Below are 3,199 nucleotides of genomic sequence, written 5' to 3' on the forward strand. Positions count from 1 at the left end.
CTGACCGCAAACCACGCACACGCATCCATGATGGGTGTGTACGGTATGCTCGCGATTGCCTTCGCGGTGTTCGGTCTGCGCTACCTGCTCCCCGAGAACAAGTGGCCTGAGAAGGGTCTGAAGTTCTCCTTCTGGACCCTGAACATCGGTCTGCTGTGGATGTCCTTCATCTCGCTGCTGCCGCTGGGTATCGCTCAGCTGTACAAGTCCGTTGGTGAGGGCTACTACGAGGCTCGTTCCTTCGCGTTCATCCACGACGGTGCTTCCGCCGTGATGGGTTGGATGCGTATGCCCGGTGACGTCATCTTCCTGGTCGGCATTATCCCGCTGATCAAGCTGGCGCTGCTGGCTCTCAAGGAGATCTTCTCGAAGAACGCTAAGGAAACCGTCCTGGAGCTGCCCGAGCCTCCGCTGTACGAAGAGGTTGAGGACGCTCGCATCGCAGAGTTCGCCGGCGCTAAGGCTGCCGAGGAGCTGCCCGAGCAGACCAGCCCCTACCGTAGCGATCGTCGAGGCTAATCATGCCTGAGCAGATTGCTGGAGTTTCTTTCCTCGTGTGGCTGGCCTGCGTGTACGCGCTCGGCCTGGTCGCCGTGGGTTGGGGCTTCGATATTCTCGCCAAGCGCACCAGCCAGCGCATGGTGGCGGCGCGAACCTTCGGGTTCACCTACCACGAAGAGAGCGACGCGTGGCTCTGTCCCGAAGACCAGTGGCTGTGGGCTACGGCCTTCGACTCGGATAACCGAGTGATGCGTTACCGCGCCAAGCCCAGCGTGTGCAACACCTGCCCGATTAAGGACAGCTGCACCGTCTCGGCAAACGGCCGCGAGCTCACCCGCGAGGTGGACGAATGGCCCTACTCCGAGTCGGGTCGTTTCCACCGCGGGCTGGCGGTTGCCGTGTCACTGCTGGGTGTGGTCATCCTGATTGGTGCCGCCATCGTCTGGCACTCCCCGCTGGAGCTTCTGGTGGAGGGTGCCGCCGCGGTGGTCTGCCTCTCGCTGACCTACCCGCTGGCTGTGAAGCTCATGCGTACCCCCGCGAACTTCGAGAACGATCCGAAGCATATTCACGCTTCCACCGCTGATGAATCGGTGAACGTGAAGATGGATCGTTTCGCGGCGAAGTGGGGTGGCGTGTCGAATGAGCGTCAGCGCCGTACCGAGCAGGCACGCAAGCAGATGATTGCGGAGGCAACCCTGCCGGTCCGCACCTCTGCCCTCGACCCGGACCGCCCCGCATGGAGCGGTACCGGCACCTCGGTTAAGCGACTGCACAAGACCACGAACGAGGTCCTGCAGGAGCAGAACCTGGCTGAAGTTGAGGCTGCTGACAAGGCGGCTGAGAGCCTGGCGAAGAAGTAGCGCTGCACAAGCTTTTCCGTTCCGGCGGCTGACCGGCTGGCTGGTCCCGTCTGTTAACTTCGGTGGCTGCCCCGCGTGGATTTCTCTCTTATTTTCCTTTTGAGTTTTCCGCACGGGGTGCCGCCGGAGCACCGACCCGCCGCGAAACCCGCCGGGACGGAAAATTCCCCTCCCCAACTCCCCCACACACAGCCCGATACCGGGCACCCCTACTACCTGCACCGTACGAGGCGCGGGCAGGTGGGCACACATACCGTCCTCCCCCAATATTTGTGAAGGAAAACCATGGATCCCGTCACTCTGGCAACTATCCTCATCCCAGTTGCCGTCATTGTTCTTTTTATTCTGATTCGTATGTTCCGCGTCATCCCCGAATACGAGCGTGGCATCTCCTTCCGCTTCGGCCACCTGCGTTCGGAACTGAAGCCCGGCCTGAACGTCGTCTTCCCCCTCGTCGACTCCCTGCAGCGCGTTGATATGCGTGTTATCACCCTGACCATTCCCCCGCAGGAAGTCATCACCAAGGACAACGTTCCCGCCCGCGTGAACGCCGTGGTCCTCTTCCGCGTGACCAACGCCAAGAACGCCGTGCTCGAGGTCGAGAACTACCCGATCGCCACCAGCCAGATTGCGCAGACCACCCTGCGTTCCCTGCTCGGCCGCGTTGACCTGGATACCCTGCTCGCACACCGCGAAGACCTGAACGAAGACCTGCGCTCCATCATCGGCTCCCGCACCGAGCCGTGGGGTATTCAGGTGGAGCTCGTCGAGATCAAGGACGTTGAGATTCCCGAGGCTATGCAGCGCGCCATGGCACGTGAGGCTGAGGCTGAGCGTGAGCGCCGCGCAAAGATCATTTCGGCACGCGGTGAGCTGGAGGCTTCGAGCGAGCTGAAGGAAGCATCCGACATTCTGAGCCAGTCCCCCGCCTCCTTGCAGTTGCGTTACCTGCAGACCCTGCTGGAGCTGGGCGCCGACCAGAACTCGACCGTGGTCTTCCCGCTGCCCATGGACGTCATCGGCCCCCTCGTGGGTGCACTCAAGGGCGAGAGCAAGTAAGCTACTCTCCCCGAGCTAAAAACCGAATAGTATGCAGGCCCCGAGCAGACACCTGCTCGGGGCCTTCGCTTTAACAGGGGTTACCCGGCGGGGTGCTTATCCTCTCCGGCGCCCTGCTGACTTATGCCGTAGCATGGAACCAGTGGCATTACTGCTACACACAGACCCACCCACCGTGAGGGAAGGCGCATGCTACACCACCTCCGCGAGATGCTACACCGCATCCCAGCACCTCGACGCTACGGGCGCGTCATGGCTCTACTCCTCGCCTCCCTGGGCGGCGCGGTGGACGTCTTCTCGCACATCCACTATGAAGCGCTCGTTGCCACGCAGACCGGCAACTTTATTCTGCTTATCGCCGACCTACACCGTGACGCACCGCATGTGGTGCACCTGCGCTGGCTCTCCGTCATTCTCTTCAGCTTCGGGTACCTGGCAGGGCATTTCATTCACGACTTACTCGGTCAACGTGCCCGGATGAGGCACTGGCGCATCGGCACGCTCCTGCCGTTCCTTCTGGTTTGCTTCGCAGTACCCTTCATGGACAGAACTCTGAGCAATAGCTTTCAGGTGGGTGCGCTGGCGTTCACCGTCGGTCTGATGATTCACGCCCTCGCGGATACACGCATTGGCGAAAACCCCTTTTCGCTCTTCATGACCAGCGGCAACTGGCGCAAAATGCTCAGCGCCTGGTACACCGCCGGTTCGCTGTACTTCACACGGAAAACCCCCGACGGAGTCACAAAAAATGAGGCGAAGGCGCAGCGCCGTACGGC

General features: G+C 61.5%; 4 protein-coding genes. All 4 read left to right on the top strand.

Annotation, left to right across the window (positions count from 1 at the left end; translation table 11 throughout):
- The coding region (locus RWZ58_RS08675) for a cbb3-type cytochrome c oxidase subunit I (RefSeq protein WP_314658378.1) at positions 1-519 on the top strand (519 nt) is incomplete at its 5' end.
- Between the two features lie 2 nt (positions 520-521).
- Positions 522-1,364 carry a transposase gene (locus RWZ58_RS08680; protein ID WP_314658379.1) on the top strand — a complete coding sequence of 281 codons (843 nt, stop codon included), beginning with the start codon at positions 522-524 and terminating at the stop codon, positions 1,362-1,364.
- 285 nt (positions 1,365-1,649) lie between these two features.
- Positions 1,650-2,423, top strand: coding sequence for a slipin family protein (locus RWZ58_RS08685; RefSeq protein WP_005506196.1), 774 nt, complete (start codon positions 1,650-1,652; stop codon positions 2,421-2,423).
- A 189-nt stretch (positions 2,424-2,612) separates the two neighbouring features.
- Positions 2,613-3,199 (top strand): YoaK family protein (locus tag RWZ58_RS08690; protein ID WP_314658380.1); only part of this gene is annotated, 587 nt, incomplete at its 3' end.

Source organism: uncultured Rothia sp. (genome assembly GCF_963544205.1).
Classification (GTDB): domain Bacteria; phylum Actinomycetota; class Actinomycetes; order Actinomycetales; family Micrococcaceae; genus Rothia.

Coding starts and splice junctions, on each gene's coding strand:
- RWZ58_RS08685 (WP_005506196.1), top strand. CDS start 1,650: ATGGATCCCGTCACTCTGGCAACTATCCTCATCCCAGTTGCCGTCATT.
- RWZ58_RS08680 (WP_314658379.1), top strand. CDS start 522: ATGCCTGAGCAGATTGCTGGAGTTTCTTTCCTCGTGTGGCTGGCCTGC.